The sequence below is a fragment of the Streptococcus pacificus genome, assembly GCF_016481305.1.
In the GTDB taxonomy this organism is placed as follows: Bacteria; Bacillota; Bacilli; order Lactobacillales; family Streptococcaceae; genus Streptococcus; species Streptococcus pacificus.
Map to the genome: position 1 here is coordinate 162,284 of NZ_JAENBO010000003.1, position 23,446 is coordinate 185,729.

Annotated in this window: 28 protein-coding genes and 1 pseudogene; 4 read left to right on the forward strand and 25 right to left on the reverse strand. The window is 33.4% G+C overall.

The annotated features are described in order from the left end of the window. Position 1: 1 nt before the first annotated feature. The 12 genes from whiA to JHK62_RS05140 all read right to left on the reverse strand — a co-directional run bounded on the left by whiA (position 2) and on the right by JHK62_RS05140 (position 7,802). Positions 2 to 913 (reverse strand): DNA-binding protein WhiA, encoded by a 912-nt coding sequence (whiA, locus tag JHK62_RS05085; protein WP_199575676.1) that lies wholly within the window; start codon positions 911 to 913, stop codon positions 2 to 4. Further along, positions 910 to 1,887 (reverse strand): YvcK family protein, encoded by a 978-nt coding sequence (locus JHK62_RS05090; RefSeq protein WP_199575677.1) that lies wholly within the window; start codon positions 1,885 to 1,887, stop codon positions 910 to 912. The genes whiA and JHK62_RS05090 overlap by 4 nt, the downstream gene beginning before the upstream one ends. Continuing rightward, positions 1,884 to 2,774 (reverse strand): RNase adapter RapZ, encoded by an 891-nt coding sequence (gene rapZ / locus JHK62_RS05095; protein WP_199575678.1) that lies wholly within the window; start codon positions 2,772 to 2,774, stop codon positions 1,884 to 1,886. Before rapZ ends, JHK62_RS05090 begins: the two co-directional genes overlap by 4 nt. A gap of 82 nt (positions 2,775 to 2,856) precedes the next feature. After that, complete coding sequence (locus JHK62_RS05100; protein ID WP_199575679.1) at positions 2,857 to 3,414, reverse strand: TlpA family protein disulfide reductase; 558 nt, start codon at positions 3,412 to 3,414, stop codon at positions 2,857 to 2,859. A gap of 13 nt (positions 3,415 to 3,427) precedes the next feature. After that, positions 3,428 to 4,141 carry a cytochrome c biogenesis CcdA family protein gene (locus JHK62_RS05105; protein WP_199575681.1) on the reverse strand — a complete coding sequence of 238 codons (714 nt, stop codon included), beginning with the start codon at positions 4,139 to 4,141 and terminating at the stop codon, positions 3,428 to 3,430. A 59-nt stretch (positions 4,142 to 4,200) separates the two neighbouring features. After that, the gene (locus JHK62_RS05110; protein WP_199575683.1) at positions 4,201 to 5,391 is read right to left on the reverse strand and encodes an MFS transporter; all 1,191 of its coding nucleotides are present in this window, start codon (positions 5,389 to 5,391) and stop codon (positions 4,201 to 4,203) included. 138 nt (positions 5,392 to 5,529) lie between these two features. Further along, positions 5,530 to 6,141, reverse strand: coding sequence for a CPBP family intramembrane glutamic endopeptidase (locus tag JHK62_RS05115; protein WP_199575685.1), 612 nt, complete (start codon positions 6,139 to 6,141; stop codon positions 5,530 to 5,532). A 24-nt stretch (positions 6,142 to 6,165) separates the two neighbouring features. Further along, positions 6,166 to 6,333 (reverse strand): hypothetical protein, encoded by a 168-nt coding sequence (locus tag JHK62_RS05120; protein WP_199575687.1) that lies wholly within the window; start codon positions 6,331 to 6,333, stop codon positions 6,166 to 6,168. Between the two features lie 67 nt (positions 6,334 to 6,400). Further along, positions 6,401 to 6,736, reverse strand: coding sequence for a helicase BlpT (locus JHK62_RS05125; RefSeq protein ID WP_199575689.1), 336 nt, complete (start codon positions 6,734 to 6,736; stop codon positions 6,401 to 6,403). Positions 6,737 to 6,753: 17 nt separating this feature from the next. After that, positions 6,754 to 7,074, reverse strand: coding sequence for a hypothetical protein (locus tag JHK62_RS05130; protein WP_199575691.1), 321 nt, complete (start codon positions 7,072 to 7,074; stop codon positions 6,754 to 6,756). A gap of 12 nt (positions 7,075 to 7,086) precedes the next feature. After that, entirely contained in the window at positions 7,087 to 7,413 is a 327-nt protein-coding gene (locus JHK62_RS05135; RefSeq protein WP_199575693.1) for a hypothetical protein, read from the reverse strand. Between the two features lie 65 nt (positions 7,414 to 7,478). Further along, positions 7,479 to 7,802, reverse strand: coding sequence for a hypothetical protein (locus tag JHK62_RS05140; protein WP_199575695.1), 324 nt, complete (start codon positions 7,800 to 7,802; stop codon positions 7,479 to 7,481). A gap of 293 nt (positions 7,803 to 8,095) precedes the next feature. Here JHK62_RS05140 and JHK62_RS05145 point away from each other — a divergent pair, with 293 nt between their 5' ends. Further along, positions 8,096 to 8,263: a hypothetical protein gene (locus JHK62_RS05145; protein WP_199575697.1), complete on the forward strand. Its 168-nt coding sequence runs from the start codon at positions 8,096 to 8,098 to the stop codon at positions 8,261 to 8,263. Between the two features lie 589 nt (positions 8,264 to 8,852). Here the strand turns inward: JHK62_RS05145 and JHK62_RS05150 are convergent. The 8 genes and pseudogenes from JHK62_RS05150 to JHK62_RS05185 form a co-directional block, all read right to left on the reverse strand. Next, positions 8,853 to 9,188: a hypothetical protein gene (locus tag JHK62_RS05150; protein WP_199575699.1), complete on the reverse strand. Its 336-nt coding sequence runs from the start codon at positions 9,186 to 9,188 to the stop codon at positions 8,853 to 8,855. 301 nt (positions 9,189 to 9,489) lie between these two features. Then, positions 9,490 to 10,464: a DUF6568 family protein gene (locus tag JHK62_RS05155; protein WP_199575700.1), complete on the reverse strand. Its 975-nt coding sequence runs from the start codon at positions 10,462 to 10,464 to the stop codon at positions 9,490 to 9,492. 155 nt (positions 10,465 to 10,619) lie between these two features. Further along, a complete protein-coding gene (locus tag JHK62_RS05160; protein WP_199575701.1) occupies positions 10,620 to 11,225 on the reverse strand; it encodes a CPBP family intramembrane glutamic endopeptidase in 606 nt (201 codons plus the stop codon). Between the two features lie 228 nt (positions 11,226 to 11,453). Beyond that, a pseudogene (locus JHK62_RS05165) lies at positions 11,454 to 12,449 on the reverse strand (IS30 family transposase). A gap of 148 nt (positions 12,450 to 12,597) precedes the next feature. Next, complete coding sequence (locus tag JHK62_RS05170; RefSeq protein WP_199575702.1) at positions 12,598 to 12,753, reverse strand: hypothetical protein; 156 nt, start codon at positions 12,751 to 12,753, stop codon at positions 12,598 to 12,600. Positions 12,754 to 13,075: 322 nt separating this feature from the next. Continuing rightward, positions 13,076 to 13,276, reverse strand: a complete 201-nt coding sequence (locus JHK62_RS05175) for a hypothetical protein (RefSeq protein ID WP_199575703.1) — start codon at positions 13,274 to 13,276, stop codon at positions 13,076 to 13,078. Between the two features lie 18 nt (positions 13,277 to 13,294). After that, positions 13,295 to 13,480 carry a hypothetical protein gene (locus JHK62_RS05180; RefSeq protein ID WP_199575704.1) on the reverse strand — a complete coding sequence of 62 codons (186 nt, stop codon included), beginning with the start codon at positions 13,478 to 13,480 and terminating at the stop codon, positions 13,295 to 13,297. Between the two features lie 31 nt (positions 13,481 to 13,511). Beyond that, the gene (locus JHK62_RS05185; RefSeq protein WP_199575705.1) at positions 13,512 to 13,694 is read right to left on the reverse strand and encodes a Blp family class II bacteriocin; all 183 of its coding nucleotides are present in this window, start codon (positions 13,692 to 13,694) and stop codon (positions 13,512 to 13,514) included. A gap of 297 nt (positions 13,695 to 13,991) precedes the next feature. On the opposite strand from JHK62_RS05185, the gene JHK62_RS05190 reads away from it, so the two are divergent. The 3 genes from JHK62_RS05190 (at position 13,992) to JHK62_RS05200 (ending at position 17,742) form a co-directional block, all read left to right on the forward strand. Then, positions 13,992 to 16,145 carry a peptide cleavage/export ABC transporter gene (locus JHK62_RS05190; protein ID WP_199575706.1) on the forward strand — a complete coding sequence of 718 codons (2,154 nt, stop codon included), beginning with the start codon at positions 13,992 to 13,994 and terminating at the stop codon, positions 16,143 to 16,145. Between the two features lie 10 nt (positions 16,146 to 16,155). Next, positions 16,156 to 17,514 carry a bacteriocin secretion accessory protein gene (locus JHK62_RS05195; protein ID WP_199575707.1) on the forward strand — a complete coding sequence of 453 codons (1,359 nt, stop codon included), beginning with the start codon at positions 16,156 to 16,158 and terminating at the stop codon, positions 17,512 to 17,514. A gap of 93 nt (positions 17,515 to 17,607) precedes the next feature. After that, a complete protein-coding gene (locus JHK62_RS05200) occupies positions 17,608 to 17,742 on the forward strand; it encodes a ComC/BlpC family leader-containing pheromone/bacteriocin (protein WP_199575708.1) in 135 nt (44 codons plus the stop codon). Between the two features lie 58 nt (positions 17,743 to 17,800). Here the strand turns inward: JHK62_RS05200 and JHK62_RS05205 are convergent, their stop codons facing one another. The 5 genes from JHK62_RS05205 to JHK62_RS05225 all read right to left on the reverse strand — a co-directional run bounded on the left by JHK62_RS05205 (position 17,801) and on the right by JHK62_RS05225 (position 23,419). Next, entirely contained in the window at positions 17,801 to 19,135 is a 1,335-nt protein-coding gene (locus tag JHK62_RS05205; RefSeq protein WP_199575709.1) for a sensor histidine kinase, read from the reverse strand. After that, entirely contained in the window at positions 19,135 to 19,872 is a 738-nt protein-coding gene (locus JHK62_RS05210; protein WP_199575710.1) for a LytTR family transcriptional regulator DNA-binding domain-containing protein, read from the reverse strand. The genes JHK62_RS05205 and JHK62_RS05210 overlap by 1 nt, the downstream gene beginning before the upstream one ends. 11 nt (positions 19,873 to 19,883) lie before the next feature. Then, positions 19,884 to 20,213, reverse strand: coding sequence for a LytR/AlgR family response regulator transcription factor (locus JHK62_RS05215; RefSeq protein ID WP_199575711.1), 330 nt, complete (start codon positions 20,211 to 20,213; stop codon positions 19,884 to 19,886). Positions 20,214 to 20,873: 660 nt separating this feature from the next. Further along, positions 20,874 to 22,214, reverse strand: a complete 1,341-nt coding sequence (gene asnS, locus JHK62_RS05220; RefSeq protein ID WP_199575712.1) for an asparagine--tRNA ligase — start codon at positions 22,212 to 22,214, stop codon at positions 20,874 to 20,876. A gap of 23 nt (positions 22,215 to 22,237) precedes the next feature. Further along, positions 22,238 to 23,419, reverse strand: a complete 1,182-nt coding sequence (locus JHK62_RS05225) for a pyridoxal phosphate-dependent aminotransferase (protein ID WP_199575713.1) — start codon at positions 23,417 to 23,419, stop codon at positions 22,238 to 22,240. Between the last annotated feature and the right edge of the window lie 27 nt (positions 23,420 to 23,446).

Genomic DNA, 23,446 nt, shown 5'->3' on the forward strand with positions numbered 1-23,446 from the left:
CCTATAAATCTTCTGCTATTTTATTAATCTTTCTCAAACGATGATTGACACCGCTTTTTGTTAAGGGAAATTCTAAACTATCGGCTATTTCTTGTAAAGAATAGTCCGGATGAGTGATACGAATTTGAGCAATTTGTTGTAACTCAATAGGTAAACTATCAAGACCAACCGTATCGTTTATTTTACTAATATTATTGATGAGTTTCATACTAGCATTGATGGTTCTAGCGATATTGGCGGTTTCAACATTATTAGCCCTGTTAATATCGTTTCTAGCCTCTTTCATCAATTTGATTTCTTCAAAGGTTTCTCTGGCTGCCATGGCATTAATAACAATCAAAAAATCCATAATGTCATCTGCCTTTTGAAGATAGGTGACAGCACCGTTTTTTCGTTCAATGACTTTGGCATCTAATAAGAATTTTTTCATGAGATTGGCTAAATCTTGTGCGTGATCAGAGTATATTGAGAAAATCTCCAGCTGATATTTACCAGAGTCTGGTTCTCTAATGGTTCCTGCTGATAAGAAAGCACCTCTTAGATAGGAACGTCCTGCCTCATCATTCGTTAGAATGTGAGGATCAATCCCAGTTGTAAAACCAAAGAAAGAGTCTGCTAGCTGTAATTGTGATAATATACGATCAACCTGTTCATCAATAAAGACTTGATAGACACGATTTTTTTTGAGATTTGTCTTTTGATGATAATTAATATCTGGTTTTACCTGACATAATTTTTCAAGCATTTCGTAAATATGTCTAGCGACTTTGGCATTTTCAGTAGTGACAGATAAGGTCAATCCTTTACTGGTCAATCCTAAATTACCTGACATTTTAATAATAGCCGATAATTCATGCACATCGTCTGTTGAAGCACTCAAAATTTCTTCTTTAACCGTGGTTGTAAAACTCATAGACTATACCCTTTTATCAAGCTCATCAGCTCTTCCACCACTAAATCACCATGGTGAAAAGCCCCACCATTTTCTAAATGTAAGAAATTAGAAGAGATAACTCGTTTCACTTGCTTAGATAAGCCTTTAAAATCATGTTCCACTTGGACTAGGTATTCATCAAACTGGTGATTATCCATATACCCTTGAGGAACAGGTTCAATATTAACTAAAACCGTATCAATAACATCTTTTCCAAGATGTTTGTTAAGAACCGTAACATGATCGCTATCAGTAAAGTGTTCCGTTTCACCGTATTGAGTCATGATGTTACAGACATAGGCTATTTCAGCAGGTGTCTTTAATAAGGCCTCTTTAATTTCTGGAATCACTAAGCTGGGTAAAATAGAAGTAAATAGAGAGCCTGGTCCTAAAACAATCATATCGCTTTCCATAATACTTTCTACCACTTTTCGACTAGCTTTTGGGACATCGTCATTATAAGCATTAGTGACATAAACATAATCAATCATTCCTTTGTAATTGGCAATTTGACTTTCTCCAATCACTTCATGACCATCTTGGAAAACCGCATGAAGTGTCAGAGCTTGATCACTAGCTGGAAAGATTTTCCCTGTGATATGGAAGAACTTTGCAAGGAGCTGAATCGCACTATAGGTAGAGCCTTTCATTTCTGAAATGCCTGCAATAATCAGATTTCCTAAAGGATGACCCGCTAAAGCACCATCATTTTCATTGAAACGGTATTGAAAAATCTGCTCATAGAATTTGGGCATATCACTCATAGCCACTAAAACATTGCGTAAATCTCCTGGAGGGACTAACTGCATAACTGATCTGAGTTCACCAGAACTGCCTCCATCATCAGCAACCGTTACAATCGCAACAATATCAACGTCTTGATGGCGTAAGCTATTTAAAATAACAGGAATTCCTGTGCCACCACCAATAACGGTTATTTTCGGTTTTCTCATGAGCGATTCAAGGTCTCCTTACGTTTTTGATAATCTCTATGGCTTTCATTGACTGGCCAATCTTGTTTTAATTCTTCGGCAATTCGGTGGGCAAAAGCAACACTTCTGTGTTGTCCTCCTGTACAACCAATGGCAATGGTTAAGGTGGATTTTCCTTCTTTACGATAGCTTGGTAAAATGGGTTGTAAGAGGGTCATTAAATGTTGATAGAACTCTTCTGATTCTTGATGATTCATCACGTAGTCATACACGGGTTGATCAAGACCTGTCATCGGCCTTAACTCAGGTTGGTAATGAGGATTTGGTAAAAAACGGACATCAAACACAAGGTCAGCATCTAAAGGTAATCCGTATTTGAAACCAAAACTAATCACTTCTATACGAAACATTTTTTGCTGATTGTCCCCAGAAAACTGATCAACAATCGTTTGACGCAGTTGTCTAGGTGTTAGGGTTGTGGTATCGACCACATTTTGGCTAAGGCTTTTTAGAGGTGCTAACAATTCTCTTTCTAATTTTATTCCATCTAACACACGACCATCCGCAGACAAAGGATGACTTCTTCTGGTTTCTTTGTAGCGAGAAATCAACTCACTATCTGTGGCATCAAGAAATAAAATTTTAACCGAAATCTGATCATTAAGTTCTAAATCATCTAAAATATTGGTTAACTCAGAGAAGAATAACCGACTTCTCATATCAACGACTAAAGCCACTTTATGATTTTCATTGGCCTGTAAAACCAACTCTAAAAACTTGGGCATGAGGGTTGGTGGCATATTATCAATAGTAAAATAACCCAAATCTTCAAAAGATTGGATGGCAACCGTTTTTCCAGCACCACTCATTCCTGTAACAATAACGAGGTTAATGGTTTGATCAGACATGGCAACTCCTTCTCTCTTTTTCTTTTCTATATTATATCAAAAAATTCACCATCCTTGTGGTGAATTTCTTTTTATGATTAACTTATTGTAAAAGCTCTAATTGTTCTTCTAGCATTTCTTCATTGATTTGACCTGGGTAGTATTTTGCTAAGCTACCATCGCTATTAATGAATACATGTGTCGGAAAAGCTCTTATGGCATAATCTTCCATAAAGTGATCACTACTATCAAAATAAACTGGATAAGTAGCGCCAAGTTCTTCTGCTGCTGCTAAAATAGTGGCAGAGTCTTTGTCAGCTGGATTACTATTTTTAAATTGTTTATCATTTGGTGAGGTAACAGATAAAAAGACGATATCATCCTTATCTTTCACTTTTTGATAGACTTTTTCTAATTCTGGAAATTCTCGCTTACAAGGGCCACACCAGCTCGCCCAAACATTAACATAAACTTTTTTCCCTTTCAAATCACTTAAGGAAATCGTTTCACCGTTCTCATCAATCAAGGTGAAATCAGGAGCTTTTTCTGTCTTTGTTTCTTGAGTTGTTTTAGTATTATTATTTGATGGCTCATTATCTTGTGTGGTTGAGCAAGCTGTTAGTAAAAAAACTGATACTAGTAATAAAAAATATTTTTTCATGGGTTAACCTTTCTTATATTAAATGATTCATAACAGTCGTAAATGATCCCGTCATAATGCTAATGCCAATCACAAGTAGAATAAGACCAGAAATAACTTTCGTATATTTGACAAATTTTACTTGTTGTTTAAAGAAGTGAAGCATCTTTTGTGAAAAAATAGCTACTAATAAAAACGGAAGCATAAAACCAATAGAATAAACTAGCAAAAAGAGGATGCTAAGACTTCCTTGATGGGAACTAGCGTAAAAGAAGACACTCGCTAAAATGGGACCAATACAGGGACTCCAAGAAAAACTAAAGGTAAATCCTAGTAAAAACGCTAAGAGAGGTCCTACTTTTTGTCCCACCTTGTAAACAGTTTGTTTGGCTGAAAATTCTCTTAATAAAAAGTCAATTTTAAGCCAGCCAATTTGAAATAGCCCCATCGCAATCATCAAAACACCACTAATCATCTGTAAAATTTTTAGATGTTCATTTAAAAAACGGCTTAAAAGACTACTTGCAAAAGCTAAGATAAAAAAGGTCAAAGCGATTCCTGAAATAAAGCACAAGGTATTAATCAAAACTCTTTTTTGGCGATTGCCTAAATGGTTTTGGCTATCCTTATCACCATCTCCTGCTAAAATACCAATATAGATGGGTAAAATAGGCAAGACACAGGGTGAAAAAAAGGATAATACCCCTTCTAAAAAGAGGGCTAATACTGTGATATTTTGAAATGCCATATCATCCTCCTCAATATAGTTATTATCGCTAAGAATAACATTCTTGCAAAAATGATTGGTTACTTACTAACTTCATCTGAAATAATAGCATCTCTATTCTTAAAATAGAGTAGAGGTGCTAATAACAGCAATAAAATACCTAATAAAATAAAAGTTCTAGCAAAGCCTATATTATCAATCAACCAACCTGTCAACGGAAAAACAATGATCATTGATAAGCTAAAACACATGGCATTGACACTCAAAAGTGTGGCTCTGACTTCACTTGGTAGCTTGTGTTGTAGGTCGTTGTTGAAAATCGGTAAAAACAAAGCATACAGACCATTACTAAAGAGATAAATAAGAGCGTAGCTAACAACATGACCAGTGATAGCAAAGATAAAACTAAGTCCTGTTAGAAAAACTAAGATTGGAAAAACACACTTAGAATGCCATTTTTCGCCAATGCGACTGGCCAACCAAACAGCTAAAACATTAATCACACTACCTAAAAGCATGATAAAACTAATTTGCCAAACGGTTAAATTGGGTAATTCATTTTGATAGTAGAAATAAAACATACACATGATGCTAGCCACAAACTGGAAACTGAGCATCCAAAAGAGCAACCCTGGTTTTTCTTTAAATTCTTTTGAAACGACTAAGACAATCGATTTTAAAGTGGTTTGTTCACCTTCTTTAGCTTTTAACTGTGGTTCTTTCATCAGATAGATTAACCCAATACCAATCAATGACAAAACAATCATGATGTAGTAAGTATAATGTAAAAGACCATGAACAAAAAAACTAGCCATAACACTGCCAAGTGCTAATCCTGCTTCAACAAAGCCAGCAATGACACTTGTGATTTTTAAGTAGCGTGACTCAAGACCGGCCTCTTTAGCCGACTCAAAAAGCATGGCAGAATCCGTTCCTGAGCTAAAATTATAGCCTAAGGCGGTTAGAATCATAGCAATGGCATAAATCCAGAAATTGCCTTGTCCCAAAATCATTAAAAGACTGGATAGGATAGTCATCACTCGACTGATATAAAGATTGGTTTTATAGGTGAATCGATCTGCCAGCATGCCTGAAGGAATTTCAAAAAGAATACTAGTCCCATGAAATAGACTTTCCAAAAGACCAACTTCTAATAAACTCATCCCGTTTTGGCTTAGAAACAAGACCCAAAAAGTGGTGATGCCAAAAAAGGATAGGAAATCTAATCCTCCAAGAAGGCTGATATTGCGACGATATTTTTTCTGATACATGCTGTTTTATTCTCCCTTACTATCAGACATTATATCATAAAAGACCCTGCCGAATCAGCACTATCTGGCGTCATTTTGAAAAAAATTAATGAGCCAATTGGCGTCGTTGAGGCTGTTGTTATAGTCATTATTAGTCAGTTAAACTAGTAATGGCACTATCAATATAATTGTATTAATCCCTGCATGACATAGGATTGAAACCCACAAATTATTGCTCTTTTTATAGGCAGTACCTAATATTGCTCCAAAGAGTGCATAATAGCCAAATGAAGCAAATGTTTCTGGACCATGTAGGATTGAAAAAATGCTAGAAGTGAGTACAATACCCAACCATGTGTTTTTAAAAGCACCTTTTTGGATAAATCCTCTTAAAAACAACTCTTCTTCCAATGGAGCAAAAATGGTAATGCTTAAAACTAATAATAATTGATAACCATCTGTTATCAAACTATTAGTAATATCAGTTCCCGACCGTGAATGAAGGACAAAAACAGAACTGTAAATAGCGGAATATAAAAAAATTGTCACCAAAGCCAGAAGAAAAATTAACCATTGCTTTTTAGTTGGAAAACGAAGTTTGTCTATCTCAGACTTTTGAAAATACCGGAAACTAAGCCACAATAAAACAATCTCTACCAGGACTTGAACAACATCACTGATGGCTTGATTATCAAAATGAAACATATATACTATAGCCCCTAAAAAAAGAGGACCTAATAACCCAATAAAAAAATTACCAACTCTTTCCAAGTTCTTCTCCTTTTTATAATTCTTTTAGCGGTAAAGCCGTCTAAGCATTCTCAAGCAGATGGAATTCCCTTTTTTCTGTGCTAGTTCTTTTTTATAACGCTCACGCTCATCTTCCATACCGTCTTTAAGTACAAAATAAACAATAAGTACAGTTCCTAAAATAAAAATCAGTTCCTTTAACCACTGCATCATTTTTTCCCTTTTAAGATTTTATGTTATTTAATTGGACAGGTTATTTGCTTAACTTGTCCTATTAATTTTACATCATAGCAATTGGACCATATAGTTTAAGATTTGGTTTGATGTCTTCAAAATGGAAACGATCGTAGGCTTTCCATGCTTGATAGGCATCAGTTTCCAGCTTTAATTGTCCAATCCCAACCAAAAGACTGGCTCTTTGATGAAATTTTTCCAATTCAAGCAAAATAACATTGTTAATCTTTTTTGTTTTTTCAATGGTTCTCATCATATCATCAATATTATTTTGGAATCTTTGTTCATCTCCCAACCCTTTTTTAGAGTTTTGAAATTTTTGATTTAAATCATTGATAAGTGTACTTGCTTCTTTTAGTGTGTCTTTAGTAAATGTTGTCATTATCATATCCTCCTTTTTTAATCTGATAATAATTGATAGGCTTTTTGAAACTGCTTTTCACTTAGAACCTGATGGTTTGTTCCATCAACATAGTCCCCAATATAGCCATTTCGATACATGTAATAACCCATGAAGCCACCGCCACCAGCACTCCCAGTCATTCCCATTTTTAGGTTTGCTCTAGTATCTGGATTAAGACCAGCTAATAGGATTAAGACATGATTATCCACCCATCTCATATAGTTTTTGACAAAGGCTTGTTTGACCCAATCAGGTTGGTTAGAATCACGACTAACTTTCCAAACATCTACCTCTTTGCCACGATACATCGCTTTCATAATAACCTTCTTTCATCCAAGTGACAGTTTTAAAAATCGAAATACTAAAAAATGAAACAGAGAAGCACTCCCCGCTGTTGATAAACGTTCAATAGTATCGATTAATTTTCTAGCGTCTTCAGGAAGCGTCACACCCGCAGCCACAATTTTTTGATTGACTGTTGAAACAAATTCCTTGGCTCTCTGTCGCAGAATCATATCATTTGACTTGCCTTCTTCTAGGAATACTAAAAAAGTCTTGGTCAAGTGATTTAAGTTGATTTTTTCATTAAGGGTGTACTCATCTCTAATGATTTGATACAAGTTTTTAACTGTTGCTTTTAGTGCCTTTTTCAACATTATTGACCCCTTTCTTGTCTCCAACCAGTAGATAGCCTTCATTACAAAATCATAACTTCTTTTGATTATCCTTTAAATGCAAAAGGATGTATCTTGCTTGTCGTTTCAGATGAGCTGTTTAATGCCTGAATTTGATGCCATACCTCACTGCCTTCTTTCGATAAAACAATACCACCAGGCATTAAATGTCTTCCAAATACTATAACAAAGCGGCGTAATTTAGAAGCTACTACAGTTTCACCTTCTTCTTTAGAGTGACGAAGGTCTAAAAATTCCTGGATCGTTTTGAGAGCATTTTGTTTAGGCTCACTAGCAATAGCCATGGCAGCAATTTCTTTTTCCAAGCTTGTCACTAAAGCAATACTTTTTTCTTTATAAGAGGTTGTCATAATTTTTTCCTTTCCTTTTTACATCATTGCGTATGTCATTGATTTTTAATACTATAGTGATGTTTTTATAACTAAATAATAGCACAATAAATTATTTTAGTTATCCTTTTTCCTAAACAGTCATTGAAATTTCTTAAATGGGGAAAAATTCTTCAAATCACAAAAACTTAAATCATTTCCATTCAAGAGCTTTTAGTAGCCGTTTAGGAAATGAAAAACATTTTTGGCGGATAAATGTTATACTTAATTTACTTAAACTGTAATTGTACAAAAAATCTTATTGGAGGTTTCAAATGAAAAAATTAGCTAAGTATGCTGGATTGCTGATTGCTTTTCTCTCTCTATCCTATCCGATTAAAGAATATTTTGGACGAGGAAGTTTGCTTGCAATTATTTTTTCCGGCCTAATTTTTCTAGTGCTTTATAGAGTCATTAATGAAAACAAAAAACATAAGAATTAAGGAAATAGCTTGTAGCAGCAAAATATAGTTATAAAAAAGCATTCTAAATTAGACTTTAGGTTTAATGTTTAGAATGCTTTTTTATAACACTTGCTTTTTAACAAGTATGATTTCAAAAATAATGACTCAGATTCTCTACTTCTATTCAAGCATTTTTCATTTTGATATTGCTAATACTGAGAACATAAATGGTCACATAAAAAATAATCAAAACATGACTGTAAAAGTAGAGGAGTTCAGGTTCTAATCCTTTGAAAATCATAAAAATATAATAAGAAATCAACAAGAGTTGAAACCATTTGGTCTGATTTAAAAAACTTTTAAAACGCTTTGAAATCTGTAAGGATGTTCGATCCGTTTTTAATGATTTATTAATCAACCAATAGATAGATACTTCAAATAGAGAGCTGTACAACAGTAACCACAATATGTTCAAATAAGGAATAGATATCATTAATCCAGTCAGACCAGATAGTATGATATTTAATAAAATGGGTAACAGTACTTTGTATTTATTCATGAGTTGCCACTTTCTTTTAACAAATAATTTAATCTTTCAGCAAAATCACAAGCTTTGAAAATGGTCTTATCATATTTTAAAGAAGGCGCCATGTCCTTTGTCACTATATTTAGCATTGATGTCTTCAATAGAACGGCAAAGTTCACTTTCTTCAGTGGTCAATGTCACTGGTCCATCATGCTTAATAGCACCAATCTCTTTGATTAACCACTTCACTTTTAAAGAAATACTTAAAATACTACCACCTTTTGGAGAAATTTCCTTAAGCCCTTCATCAATTTTAGCCACTATGGCTTGGTGAAAGGTATCGTCATAAGATGCCATTTTTTCTTTGAAGGATTCTATTAAGGGCACAATAGTAGCTTGAAATTCTGCTGTTTTATCATCTTTTTTTGTATGAAACATTTGTATAACCTCCAATTATTCTTTGCATTAATTATGGTAAAAACATGTTCTTGAATATTATAGATCATTTTATTTGAAAGGTGGAACTGTTCAAATGATTTACTTTCTTGACTATTTCTCTAAATACAACAATTCCTTTTCGAAAAATTGAAGAGTGAGGATACTCTTTAATATCAAATCTCCTTGATAAAAAACTCCCCACTATATGTTATTTAAAAACCAATTCTTCAATATTCATTTTTTTATGATATAAAAATCATTTCAATTTCCATTCATATTGTATAAAAATATATTGTTTTTTTCAATTACTTTTATATTGTTTTTTGATAAAACTTGCCACTGATAAAGTCATCATCCCCAAAAAACTTAACCAAATTCCAGATGTTGCATTAGTTTTTGGTAATTCAGCCATTTTACTTTTTTCTGTATGTGATAATGTTTGTTTTATAAGTTTTGGATATTCTTGTTTTTCATTGGTTAAAGTCTCAACAAAGGATTTTTTATCAGAATTGTTTTCTGATTGTGACTCTTTAGATTGATTTAATTCTTTTGAATTTTTGTTTGGAATATTGTCATCAATGGTGTTTTGAATGGTTTTTGATGGCTCTGATGATGTGCCTTCTTTATTTTCTGCTAGTTGATCTGGTTTATCTTCTTTGTCTTCTTCCATAGGTGACTCTGGTTGTTTATTCAAATAAAGGTAGTCATAAAGTTGTTGAGCATCTAGACCTCCACCTACCCATCCTGATACAGGTTTACCATTTTTTAAGTAAAGAATTGTTGGAGTCCCTGGAATCCCTATGGTTTTAAATAATAATTCTTGGGCTGCTTCATCAAAATCTTCACCATCAATATCATAATACTCTAGATTACCATTGATAAGTTGATTAAATTCTTTCAAAGTTGGAGAAAATTGGCGACAATAGTAACACGTTTCACGACCAAAATAGAGTGTATGTTCTAGATTATCTTCAGTAAGTGCAGATTTAACATCTTCAATAGTGATTTTCTTAAAATCAGCTACATTAACCGCATACTCTTCTACAGTAATTTCAACAGCATTTGACTCCATTTCCGTTTCATCAGAAGTAGTTGTTGCTTCTTCTACTTCTGTTTTCTCTGATTCTGAAATAGAATTTGGAATGTCACTAACCACAGTAGTGGACTGATTTGGATTATTAGTACTTTCAATGTCGTCAGCTAAAACAACAGTAGCTGTCAGTGTTGCAATAACAGCCGAACTAAGTAAAAGTGATTTAAGTATTTGTTTTTTCATTTTAAACTCCTTTTGTTTTTTTATAAAATTAGTATACACAGATTTATTTTTCAAATACTATAAAATCCTAAACAGTCACTTAAACGTCCCGAATGGTAAAATCAGTGTTTTTTGAGAAATAATAAGACATTTATATGACTGGATAACTTAATGATTTAAAATAACAATACGTAAAGAGTTATAAAGCTATTATATCCCATATGGCATAGAATCGGTACGAGTAGATTTTTACTTGATTTTAAAGAGAGGGCGAAAATGGATGCAGAAAGTGCATAATAGATAAATGAAACGATATTAGTGGGCTCATGCAATAAAGCAAAGACGCAAGTCGTTAAGATAATACCTAACCAAGAATTTTTAAAAACACCTTCTTGGATTAATCCTCTGAACGTTAATTCTTCTTGAATTGGGCCTAAAACTGAAACGGTAACAATAAATGAAAGACTGAGCCCTTTCGTTATTTTTTCATAAAGATAATCAGAATTATTGCTTGTTACATCAAAAATACTGGTATAAATGAAAAGTAGTGCAATAGAAAGTCCTAAAAAGAACAACCATTGAAAAAATTGTTTTTTGGTTAGAAAACCGAGACTAACAACATTTTCTTTTTTAATAAACCAAATAAATAGCGTTAAAAGTAAAAGATTGATGATTATAACTAATAGTTCATTTTTACTTCTCATATTGAGATTATAATTCAGAGCACCAGAAATAACTGGTAACATCATTCCAATAAAAAAGTATTTAATTTTTTTGAACATGTTATTCTCCTATAACTAAAAAGTGAACATGATTTTTGGAAGAATTTTTCCAAATTTTGATATCATTCTTAATTTATTATCTCAAAAATTAAGAGAAATATTCTATTAAATCTTAAACAGTCATTAAAACGTCCTGAATGGAGAACTTATCTAAATGTTAATTCTAAAAAACACCTCAATTGTCAAGTAAAGTGCAACAAATTGTTTATCTGACTAAGTCATTAGTTCTTAAACTGTTTGAGCTAGCTCAAACAGTTTTTTAGCAGACTGATAGTTGTGTATCCTTCTAAGTCTGTCATTAATAGCTTGAGTATAGATAACTAGGTTTTCTTGAGTCAAACCAGTTAGTGAAACGCCTTTAGGAACAAACTCCCTAAGTAAGCCATTGAAATTCTCATTTGTCCCACGTTCGTGAGATGAATAAGCATGAGCAAAATAAACCTCAATGCCTTCTAATTCGCTTAATAAAGAAAACTCACTCCTATTATCAGCTGTGATTGACTTGATGGGATAGCTTTTCAGATAATATAAAACAGTTTGATTCACATATCCAGTTTTCTTCTCAGGAAATTTAATAGTTAGTGCATATCTTGTTTGACGTTCAACTAAGGTCATAATGGTAGGCTCACCAGCAGTTTTCAATCTAAGTACTGAGTCAATCTCCCAGCGTCCAAAAGTCGAACGGTCATTAATTGAATGAAATCTTTGATCAATGGAAGTTCCAAGGTGTTTCTTGGTTGATGGACGTTTCTTAGTTTTTTTCGAATGTGAACAATTTTGGTTGAATTAATTGCTTTAATAGGTATTAGTCCCTGATGAATGTAGTATAGAGTGTTTTAGCTCTTGGAATGATTTCTTCAGGATGTTTAATCTTATAAACATGGATAAAAGTATCAACACTATAAATCCTAGGTTTAGTGGTCATCGCTTCTGTAAAAGCTGTCAGAAAGTTCTTCGATAGTCTCTCAAATTTCAGGTAGTAACTAACTTCTTAGCTTTGTAATAACGGTTTTGAGCTGTTTCTGCGAAGTATTGTCCGTAATACACTTTCTTACCGTTTACTTGCTTCACTTGCCTAACAGTTCCACGTTTTATTTCACGTGAAATAGTTGAGCGATGTCTCCCCAAACGTCGAGCAATTTCGGCTAATGTCAAACCCTCAGACAAGTTAACTTCAATTCTCCTACATTCTAATTCAGAAAGATGGCGATAAAGGTGTTTTATGGTAGAATTTCATCTTTCCTTTATACTGTGTTTTACAACTTTAGTATATCAGATGAATATGTCTGTTTTGTTGCACTTCATTTTACAACAGGACAAAAAACAAGAAACGATAAAGTTAATTAACTTTATCGTTAATCGTTTAATTAGACTACATCATTTCTGCCTTAGGTTTTACCGGAGTTGGATAAGGGATAGGTTTCGGATATTTAAAAATAGGTGTAAGACCTTGATTATTGAAAAGATTTCTTACATTTCCTCCAATAATATAACAAAGTTCAGAAACTGTTAATTCCTTTATATACATTTATAATGTCTCCTTATAATTAATAATTTAAACTCAGTATTTGACTAGTTAAACAAAGAAAAGATAATTTTTTACTTAATTTCATAATAGAACCTTAAAAAAATTTTATGAAAACAGATGTATGTCATAATTCATAACAGCTAATAACTTACTTCTTGAAAATTTAAGAGATTAAGAAATATTTTGTTATATTTACTATCTTACTATTAGTCAAAAAGTATAAATTATACCTGATAAAATCTAAACAAATAATTAAATAAAAATAAATTCCCACAATACTGTTTGGTTAGTACAATATATTATATTCATATTTTTTAATCATTTAACACTGAGGTAAAATTTTACCTGGATAAGCAGGTGTATAGTTGAAGCATACTGGCACACTTCCTCCATGCCTATAGTTTTGACTCAACCACCCTTCAATTTTTGACCAAACAACTTCTGGATGAAATATAGATCGAGGATTACTTCCACCATTAATTAACTCTAGTTTATATAAATCAATCACATTATATTTTTCCATTTTTCCATTTTCCTCCATTTAACAAGGCAAGACCGGTGCAGGATATGCAGGTCCATAGTGATAACAAATAGGTTGATGCCATTTTCTCGCAGGTTGATGAGCCAGTCCTCTTCCAATTATTTCCCCAATTCCATATAAATCAATCATTGGATTCCAAGGAACCCCTGCACCTGAAATTACTTCTAATTCAGATTCTATTAACATTTCAAAATTTTTCATCATTTTTCTCCATCAATTAACCTAGATTTGTACAATACCAATGTTTTCCTTTATCCATAATACACTTTTCATCAGTATATCCTGCAATAACACCATAAACAAAGGCACCACCTAGGAGCCATCCAACAATGCCTCCTTCAACAGTGCTAAGCACATCATTATCTATTGTTTCAAACTTATTAACTGTCTTTTTGTTCATATCGAATTTCTCCTATATTTATGTTTTTTTATTTTGTCTTGTTGCAACTTTGACAAACTTAGTTTAACACAATCAATATATTTTTCTTTGTCATTTCCTGAACAGTCATTGAAATTTCCTAAATCGAAAATAATAACCATTTAAGATTAAAAATCAACCTTTTAGGTAGTGTAACTCAAAATAATTTTTTATAGTTTTACCATTCTGGACGTTTTAATGACCATTCCGGATTTATAATTATTTTTTTGTTGTTATATGTCATAATAAATTTGTGATTTTAAGAAAGGAAAAGTTAACATGACATCTTATAAAAAAACATTTGTTCCTCAAATAGATGCGAGAGATTGTGGCGTTGCTGCTTTAGCATCCGTTTCAAAGTTTTACGGTTCTGATTATTCTTTAGCCCATTTAAGAGAACTAGCAAAAACTAATAAAGAAGGCACGACAGCCTTAGGAATTGTTAAAGCTGCCAATCAGATGGGATTTGAAACAAGAGCTATTCAAGCTGATATGTCTCTCTTTGACATGGATGATGTTCCTTATCCCTTTATTGTTCATGTCAACAAAGAAGGAAAACTACAACACTATTATGTAGTTTATCAATCCAAAAAAAATTATCTTATTATTGGTGATCCAGATCCAACTGTCAAGATTACTAAAATGCCTAAAGAGCGTTTTGAAACTGAATGGACAGGTGTTGCTATCTTTTTAGCTCCTAAACCAGATTATAAACCTCACAAAGATAAAAAAAATGGTTTAATGAGTTTCTTACCTCTTATTTTCAGACAACGTTCCCTCATATTTTACATTATATTATCCAGTCTCCTAGTCACTCTAATCAATATTCTTGGATCTTACTATCTTCAAGGAATTTTAGACGAATATATTCCAAATCAAATGAAATCTACTTTAGGAATCGTCTCTATTGGTTTGATTATAGCCTATATTCTCCAACAATTGATGAGTTTTTCTCGTGATTATCTACTGACAGTATTAAGTCAAAGACTTAGTATCGATGTTATCTTATCATATATTCGACATATTTTTGAATTACCAATGTCCTTTTTTGCAACGCGACGAACAGGAGAAGTTATTTCTAGATTCACAGATGCCAACTCAATTATTGATGCGCTGGCTTCTACAATATTGTCACTTTTTCTTGATATTTCAATTTTAACTATTGTAGGTAGTGTCTTATTAGTTCAAAATACAAATCTTTTTCTGTTATCCTTGGTCTCTATTCCTATTTATATCATCATTATTTTTATCTTTATGAAACCGTTCGAAAAAATGAATAATGATGTCATGCAAAGTAATGCCATGGTTAGCTCAGCTATTATTGAAGATATTAATGGTATTGAAACTATTAAATCATTAACTAGTGAAGAAACACGCTATCAAAAAATCGATAGTGAATTTGTTGATTATCTTGACAAATCTTTCAAATTAAATAAGTACACTATTTTGCAGGGTGCACTTAAACAAGGTTCACAATTAATTCTTAATATTGTTATCTTATGGTTTGGTGCACAATTGGTGATGACAGGTAATATTTCCATTGGTCAATTAATTACTTTCAATACACTTTTGTCTTATTTCACTAATCCTTTAGAAAATATTATCAATCTTCAAACAAAATTACAATCAGCCAAAGTGGCGAATAATCGCCTTAATGAAGTTTACCTAGTTGAATCAGAATTTCAAAAGAGCAAATCATTAATCGGTGAGCAAATTCCACATGGTGATATTCAGTTTGAAAATCTTTCTTACAAATATGGTTTTGGACGCGACACCTTGTCAGATATTAATTTCACGATAAAAGCAGGTGATAAAATCAGTATTGTTGGCATCAGTGGTTCAGGTAAAACAACCTTAGCAAAGATGATTGTTAATTTTTTTGAACCCTACAAGGGAAGAATTACTATTAATAAGACAGACTTGAAAACAATTGATAAAAAGTTGTTACGGCAATATATCAATTACCTTCCTCAGCAGGCTTATATTTTTAGTGGAAGTATCCTAGAAAATTTAACATTGGGTGTTAACCAACAGATTAGTCAAGAAGATATTTTTAGAGCTTGTGAAATGGCTGAAATTCGCAAAGATATCGAAGAAATGCCGATGGGTTATCAAACTGAACTTTCTGATGGTGCAGGCTTATCGGGTGGTCAAAAACAACGAATTGCACTAGCTAGAGCTCTTTTAACCAAATCCTCAGTATTAATCTTAGATGAAGCAACAAGTGGATTAGATGTTTTAACAGAGAAAAAAGTCATTGATAATCTTATGTCTATGACAGATAAAACCATTGTTTTTGTTGCTCATCGACTTAGTATTTCAGAAAGAACCAATCAGATTATCGTTCTCGATCAAGGTAAAATTATTGAGTCTGGTTCTCATCAGGAATTAATAGCTAAGGGCGGTTTTTATCATAACCTTTTTAATAAATAAGGAGAAAATAATGAATCCAAATCTTTTCAAAAGTGCTGAATTTTATCACAGACGTTATCATAATTTTGCAACACTTCTAATTCTTCCACTTATATCACTTGTTAGTTTTCTTATAGTCTTCTCCCTTTTTGCAAAGAAGGAAGTGACTATAACATCACAAGGAGAAATAAGACCTACCAAGATAATCGCTTCTATACAGTCAACAAGCAATAATACTATTGTTACTAATAACTTAAATGATAACCAGCTTGTTAAAAAAGATGAGCTTCTGATTAAATACTCAGAAACAATGGAAGGTTCACAAAAGAAAGCCTTAGAAACACAATTAGAGACACTGGAACGACAAAAAAAAGAGCTTGAAACATTGAAAACAAGCTTGAAAGAGGGAGCGAATCAGTTTTCTGGTGAAGACGAATTTGGTTACGTTAATACCTTTAATAACTTTATTTCACAATCACAGGATATTGAATTGGGTATTTCGAAAACTAATGCCGAGGTTGCTAATCAGGCGGCTCTTGCAAATAATACCGTTGCAACAATTGATATACAAATCAATACTCTCTATCAACAAATTTCTGATTACGAAGAACTTAAACAAGCTATCTCTAATCAGACAAATAATCTATCATCCAGCAACCCACATCAAGATATCATTAATCAATTTTTAAATCAACCACAATCCCAACAAGAAACTTCAAAACAGCAATATCTTTCTCAAATTAATCAGAATATTTCTGAACTCAACAACGCCATATCTAGTTTAAATATTCAAAAGTCAGGTACTGGAAGCATAGCAACGTATGATAATAGTTTGGTAACTAAAATAGAAACCTTGAGAAGCCAATTTCTTCAAAATGCCGCACAACAACAATCAACGGTAGATACTCAAATAACTGAATTAAAAGCAAAAATAGAACAAGCTAATGTTCAGTTAGAAAATAACACAATTATAGCTCCTGAAAGTGGTATTATACATCTCAACACTGAGTTTGAAGGGAAAAATCTCATTCCCACAGGTAGTGAAATCGCCCAAATTTTTCCAAATATCACAAAAACAAAAGAAGTCCTTATCACCTACTATGTTACTTCAGAATATGTATCCTTATTAAAAAATAATCAAGTTGTACGACTAAGTCTAGAAAAAATTGGGAACCAAAATACTACAATCACAGGAACTATTCAAACCATTGATGATACTGCAACAAAGACAGAGCAAGGCAATCTTTTCAAAGTCACTGCTGTTGCCAAACTATCTATCAAAGATAGTAACCTAGTACAATATGGACTTCAAGGACGAGTCACTAGTGTTATTGCTAAAAAAACATACTTTGACTACTACAAGGATAAACTCTTGACAAATCATGATTAACCGTTTAGGATGTTTCAATGACCATTAAAGATATAATGAATAACTTTATAAAAATTAGATTAAAATAAAATAAAAAATTAAAGGAGATTTATTATGGAAAAAAAAGAAAACTGTCAACCTTTTGCTGAACTAAAGGTTCAAGAGCTTGATCAAATATCAGGTGGAAATTGGCTGAGAGAAATCTGGATAGGTATTGTGTACGGTAAATCAAAGTTTATTGATAAATAATTATTAAAGAAAATGCAGAAACAGGTAATATTACCTGTTTCTGCATTTTCTTTAATAATTATTGGTATATTTCTAAAACTTGACTAAAGCAGTAGTTCTGTGCACTGGTTTTTAGAGAAACATTGGGATAGCGTTCAATGATTTTCATGACATTGTATAATCCAATCCCTCTTCCTTTACCCTTGGTACTCACCCCATAGTCATAGAGCCTCGAAATATCCATCCTTTCTTCTTTGATGGTATTCTCCACTATAAATAATTGCTTATTAGCAGATGAAAAAAAGGCAATTGATATTTCTTGTGGTTTTGCTTCTATCGCATTATCACAAAGGATTGAAACAACTGTGACAAAGTCAATTAAGTCCATTTTTTGTGGTTCAATAACCTCAGGAACATCTATTGTCACTAAGAAGTGTTTTTCTGTTGCCTGAATAAATTTTGTAGCCAGTAAACTCTTTAATGCCGGATTGTTGATATTGACTAATCGTCCCAGATCATATTTGTGATTTTTAAAGTCTAAATCGGAATCTTTAAGAACTGATGAATAGATACTTTTCACTTGATTGATATCCTCAGATTCAATACCTAATCTTAACGTTGTCAATAAGTTAATATAATCATGACGAAAACTTCTAATATCCTTATAAAGCCCTTCAATTTGCTTGTTATAGTTTTCCATTCCTTTTAGCTGCAAATCTTTTTGGAAACTTAACTGCTCCTGTACTTGTTCTCGCAAACGCCGATCCATTTGATTAATAAGACCCATGAAGAAGATAAGATAAATAATCACAATCAATTCGCGGTAAATGATAGTAGAAACATTTTTCTCAAAATCCATAAAATTTAAAATACCAAAAACAATATGATACAACACCATAAGCCAGTTAGTTAAATAGAACAATTTAATACTGTTGACATCAAGTGGTTGTGTTTTATAACGTGAAAAGTCATACCTCAACCATCTTAGGAACATCAAGCAGATAAATACGACTATTGCATTAACTATAATATTCCATATTCGTTTTTCTAATAAATCTTCATTTAACCCAAAAATAGGTAGTATAAAAAAAGAAAAAGCGTTATTAAAAATAATATAAAGAGTTGGTGGAAATAACCCATAAAAAATTAAGAGTGATTTTGGTAAAGGTCTCAAAAAAAGAAAAGAAATAATAACCATGTAGAGTGGATAATCAAAATAAACGAAAATATTAACTTGAGTAAGCTTTATCAAAACTAATATGAGTCCAGCAATTGGGAAGCGAAGTAAAAAAGCGAATAGTAATTCTCTCCAAGTTAACACTCTTTTATTAATTTTTGAAAACAAAATAAAATCAAAAGACAAAGAAATAAATGGAAATACTACAAACATAAAAGTAGGGATGAAATTCTCCATTAGTGCAAGCCCTCAACAATCTTTACAATAGTATTAATTTTTTGTCTTGAAACGAGGCAGCTAGTCCCATTTGGGAAATAAACGACTCTGTCTTGTCTATCTATTTTAAGAACATTTGCAGGATTAATGGCAAAAGAGCGATGACATTGAATTAAGCGATTGTCCTGCTTTAAAATTTCAGATAGACTAGCCGTAAATTCCATTCTATCGTTTTTGGTGTAGAGGATAACACGATGTGGTCTTGGTGATGTTTCGATATAATACACTTCATTGAAAGGGTACTGAACTTGGGCAAACTTAGACTTAAAATAGAATGACTCTTCTGCCACTGTTTTGCTATCTTTTTGGTCAGCATAGATAAGAGTTGTTTCTATTCTATTTTCAAACTCTTCTTGAGAGAGTTCTTTATCAATGAAATCTAAAGCAGCCACTTGATAACGAAAGGTGAGCGGCATAAACTCAGTATGTGTGGTCACAAAAACAATAATCGCATAGGGATCAATCGTCCTAATTTGTTTTGCCACTTCTAACCCTTTCAACTCGTCTGTTTTGATCTCAATATCCAAGAAAAACAGCTGATGAGTCCCTTTTTCTTCAATCGCCCCTAATAATTGATTAGCTTTCCCAAATACTTCCAATTTTTTAGGAGAAATGCCATGCATTCTTGTTAGTTCTTTAATAGCTGTTTCCAATCGTGTTTGTTGAATAAAATCATCTTCTAAGACAAATATATTCACTTCATTTCCTCCTATTTAAGCCATGTTTTTAGTAACTGATGATAGCGACGTCTTGAAAACGTAACTTGATACTGACCATCATTCCCAAGTAGTATTTGTTTATCTTTCAATTGAATTTCTCTGATTTTTGACACATTAACCAAACAATTGCGATGACATCTTACTAACATAGTCGAGTGTAGATGCTCTAATTGACTTAATTTTTGTAAATAATCATAGGTACCACTATCCGCCACTACTTGAAGGTAATGAGGTTTAGTAGGATGAGATTTGATGTAGTATATGTCGGATAATTCGATTTTAGTCATATTTTGCTTGTTTTTAATGATAATAGATGGCATAGACTACCTCCTTTTATCAAAGAATATCATAGAAAAAATCACTTCATCTTCTTAAATCCTAAATGGTTATTAAAACGTCTTAAACTGTTATGATTATCCTATTTAAGAAAGTTTAGTGACTCTTTAGGATTTTGATGTTCTTTTGAAGAAAAATATACTATACTTTTTTTGAAAAAACAAGAAAGGATAAAAGGTATGATAATAATTTTTCCCTTTTCATTAATGAGCCTTTTTATAGCATTGATAGTTAAATACTACCTAGTTATTAACAAAAGAAAAATCAAAATTAGTCTAAACAAGCATTTTAATGTATCACATCAACCCACAATCTATTTTATCATAAAATCAGCCCATTTAACATCCAACAAAATGTATTCTTATCTTGATGAGATACGAAACCACTCAGAACGAGCAAACATTATCATTATTGGAAGTCATATTCAATACGATGATCTTTTTAAAAATCATTATCGTATTTTCGATGTCATTGATACGACAAAAAATAAATCCCTTAAAAGCGTTAGCAACAAAATAAGGTTACAACTAGATAGCATTTATGACTAAAATAATTGTAAAAAGTCTATTTGCATTTTTCGTTTGAGAATCGTTCTCCCTAAAAAAAAGCAACTCCTAAGAGTCGCTCTTTTTGCTTCTTATTTTTTATGGTTTCAAGCGGTGTAGCATTCGTGGGAATGGAATGGCTTCACGGATATGTTCATTGCCTGTGACAAAGGTTACCATACGTTCTAGTCCTAAACCAAATCCTGAGTGTGGCACGCTACCGTACTTACGAAGATCTAGATACCAACCGTATTCTTCTTCTGATAAACCGAATTCAGCAATTTTAGTTTTTAAATAATCATAGTCAGTCGCACGTTCACTACCACCAATAATCTCACCGTAGCCTTCTGGTGCAATCAAGTCAGCACAAATCACCACGTCATCTCTTGTTGGGTGTGGTTTCATATAGAAGGCTTTAATCGCTTTTGGATAGTTCATGATAAAGGTTGGCACACCGTAGTAGTTGGACACAAAGGTTTCATGTGGTGAGCCAAAATCATCACCCCACTCGATTGGTTCGTAATCATTTTCGGCTGCTTTTTCTTGCAATAAAGCAATCGCATCATCATAGGTCACACGCTTGAAGGGTTCGTTGAGGTATTTCTCTAAGAGACTTCTATCACGCTCTAAAACATCAAGAGCATAGCCTTGATTATCCAATACTGCTTTGATTAAGAACTTGATATAGGCTTCTTGAATATCAAGAGATTCTTCGTGTTGCACAAAGGCCATTTCTGGTTCAATCATCCAAAATTCTGTCAAATGACGTCTTGTTTTTGATTTCTCAGCACGGAAAGTCGGACCAAAAGTAAAGACCTTACCAAGAGCCATTGCCCCTGCTTCTGCGTAGAGTTGACCAGTTTGACTTAGAAAGGCTGGTTGGCCAAAATAATCTGTTTCAAATAGTTCTGTGGTTCCTTCAGGCGCCGAACCTGTTAAAATTGGTGAATCAATCTTGATGAAACCTTCTTTGTTAAAGAATTCATACGTCGCACGAATCAGCTCATTACGAATCAACATGATGGCATGTTGCTTACGCGATCTCAACCAAAGATGGCGATGGTCCATCAAGAAGTCTGTTCCATGTTCTTTTGGTGTGATTGGGTATTCATCACTTTCACCAACGACTTCAAGGTCAACAACGTCAAGTTCATAACCAAATTTTGAACGTTCATCTTCTTTAACAATACCTTTGACAAGGACAGATGTTTCTTGGCTTAGCTTTTTAATCGTATTAAATTTTTCTAAACCTGCTTCTTCACCAAATTTTTCGATAAAGTTTGGCTTAAAGGCAACCGCTTGGAAAAAGGCTGTCCCATCACGAAGTTGTAAAAAGGCTAATTTCCCTTTTCCAGATTTATTGGCAACCCAGGCACCAATAGTGACTTCTTGACCAACATAGTGTTTAACATCGATAATTGATACGTATTTTTTTGACATAATCTTTCTTTTCTATCCTTTTCTTATTTTTTCATAAATGCTGTTAAGCGACGAACGCCTTCTTTGAGGGTTTCTAAGTCTGTGGCATAACTGAGACGAACATTTTCTGGGGCACCAAAGCCCTCTCCTGTCACTAGAGCAACACCTGCTTCTTCTAAAATAGCCATTGTAAAGTCTGTAACATTTTGATAGCCCTTCATTGCCATTGCCTTAGAGACGTTTGGAAACAGATAAAAAGCGCCTTGCGGTTTAACCACTTCAAAGCCTGGAACAGCTGCTAACAGAGGGTAAATGGTATTTAGACGTTCTTCAAAGGCTTGCCTCATCTTCTCAATCTCATCTTGAGGGCCGCTAAGGGCTTCAATGGCAGCATACTGAGCAACTGTTGTCGGATTTGAAGTGGTCTGTCCTAAAATTTTGCCCATAGCCGCAATAATCTCTGGCTGACCAACCGCAAAGCCAATGCGCCAGCCTGTCATGGCATAGGTTTTTGAAACACCATTAACGACGATGGTTTGCTGTTTAATGTCATCACTGAGCGTTGAAATAGGCGTGAACTTAGCCCCATTATAAACCAGTCTGCCATATATGTCATCTGCTAAGATGAGAATGTCATTGTCAACTGCCCACTGGCCGATGGCTAGAAGTTCGTCTTTATCATAAATCATCCCTGTTGGATTAGAAGGTGAGTTCAATAAAAGAACTTTTGTCTTCTCAGTTTTAGCCGCTTCTAGCTCAGCTACCGTCACTTTAAAGTGATTGCTTTGTTTGGTAGGAATAATGATTGGAGAGCCTTGTGCCATCTTGACCTGATCGGCATAGCTAACCCAGTAAGGTGCAGGTATCAACACCTCGTCAAAAGGATTAAGCACCGCCATGAAAAAACTATATAAGATAAATTTGGCACCAGTCCCAACGGCAATCTCCGTCTTTGAAACCGAGTAGCCGTAGTGTGTTTTCATATAATCTCTGATTGCTTCTTTAAGGGCAACTAAGCCTGAAGCCGGTGTGTAAAAACTTGCCGACCCATTTCTAATCGCTTCAATCGCTTTGTCTTGAATCGATTGAGGGGTCACAAAATCAGGTTCGCCCAAGGTCAGATTGATGATATCACGTCCACTTGCCTGCAAGGCTTTAGCACGCGCACCAGCTGCCAAAGTCACACTCTCAGACATGTTCAAGACACGATCTGATAATTTTACCATATCTCCTCCGCGGTATTCTATCATTCT